The 1729-nt window shown below is 37.7% G+C and carries 2 protein-coding genes; both read left to right on the plus strand.

What is annotated here, in order from left to right; all coding sequences use genetic code 11:
• The first annotated feature begins 181 nt into the window (after nucleotides 1–181).
• Nucleotides 182–643 carry a DUF2452 domain-containing protein gene (locus AC07XN_RS24295; protein ID WP_309922736.1) on the plus strand — a complete coding sequence of 154 codons (462 nt, stop codon included), beginning with the start codon at nucleotides 182–184 and terminating at the stop codon, nucleotides 641–643.
• A gap of 78 nt (nucleotides 644–721) precedes the next feature.
• Nucleotides 722–1534 carry a 1,4-dihydroxy-2-naphthoyl-CoA synthase gene (gene menB, locus AC07XN_RS24300; RefSeq protein ID WP_309922733.1) on the plus strand — a complete coding sequence of 271 codons (813 nt, stop codon included), beginning with the start codon at nucleotides 722–724 and terminating at the stop codon, nucleotides 1532–1534.
• Nucleotides 1535–1729 lie beyond the last annotated feature (195 nt).

The raw sequence follows: 1729 nt of genomic DNA on the forward strand, positions 1-1729 counted from the left end.
TTTTATCTATTTTGTAGATTTATTATCTATATTATTAATCAATAATAAATATATTATCCATATTTATTAGTTTTGTTAGAGGTTTTTAGCAGTTTTAGTGTAATACCATTATCAAATTTTATTAAAACAGGCAGCACTACGTGTTCTGGACAATCATCATTCAATAAATTAATACAAAGCCATGGCAGAATCTGAAGATAAATTTTTAAACCCTATCAATAAAGATAAAGTAGCCGAAAATCCGGGGCTACTTCCTTATGCACATACCACGGGGAGTGCCGTTATCAAACCAGAGGATTTGGGCAAAACCAAAGGGAGGTCGGTACTGGCGATGCGTCAACAGACTGATAGACAGATGAATCAGTTGTACGAACAGATGGAGACACTCGCACGTCAGGCTAAACTATTAGCACAACGTAAAGAAATATCTGAACGTATTTATGATGCCGCTATCGGCTTTGAACCAATTATCAACGAAACCTATTATATGTACGAGAAAGAGAATGGTACAGATTTACTATCGTTGATAGCACCCAACGAATGGGGACGTTCTTTTAAATATAGTCGGTACTTGGCAAAGTGTTTATTGCTCGCCGACCACACGTGGGATGTACATTATAACGAAGAGCTTAACAAAGAATAATTGGAGCTTTGTAAATGAGTGATTAATTTTGGGTTCATTTACTTTAGAATAGCTTAAACATTTTAATATTATAATAATATGCAGTGGGAAACCCTTAAAGAATACAAAGAGATTTTATTTACTTTTCATGAAGGAATCGCCAAAATCTCAATCAATCGTCCGCAAGTGCATAATGCTTTTACGCCCTTGACGGTAAAAGAAATGATTGATGCCATGAATATTTGCCGTGATACAGAAGAAATTGGCGTAATTATTTTGACAGGTGAGGGTGGAAAAGCATTTTGTTCTGGTGGTGACCAATCTGTGCGTGGACACGGAGGGTATATCGGTGATGATACTGTACCAAGACTAAATGTGCTAGACTTACAAAAACAAATTCGCTCTATTCCTAAGCCAGTAGTGGCGATGGTAGCGGGCTGGGCTATCGGTGGCGGACACGTTTTGCACGTAGTGTGCGATTTGTCAATTGCGGCTGAGAATGCTCGTTTCGGACAAACAGGGCCAAATGTAGGTTCGTTTGATGGGGGTTTTGGAGCGTCGTATTTGGCAAGAGTAGTTGGTCAGAAGAAGGCACGTGAGATTTGGTTTTTATGCGACCAATACAATGCACAAGAAGCATTAGATATGGGTCTAGTTAACAAGGTTGTACCATTAGAGCAACTAGAAGAAACAACCGTAGCTTGGTGTAAGAAGATTTTAGAAAAAAGTCCATTAGCACTAAGAATGTTGAAATCATCATTCAATGCTGAACTAGACGGACAGGCAGGTATTCAAGAATTAGCAGGCAATGCCACACTGCTTTATTATCTTTCGGATGAGGCGAAAGAAGGTAAAAATGCCTTCTTAGAAAAACGCAAGCCAGACTTTAGTAAGTTTCCAAAGTTTCCCTGATAATAAATTCCGAAAGCCTCCTAAGCTTTCGGAATTTTTATTTAGTTTTGAACCGAAGGGTATAGGCTTTGATAATTAATTATAAAAAATACTCATGGCATGAGTGTAAGGTTAACCCTTTCTATTAGTGGGTGACTTAAGTCCTATTGATTACCCACATCTTTTAAAAAAGTTAAAATGAGGATGTGGTTATTG

This window comes from Arcicella sp. GW458-12-2-14-TSB2 (assembly GCF_059423785.1).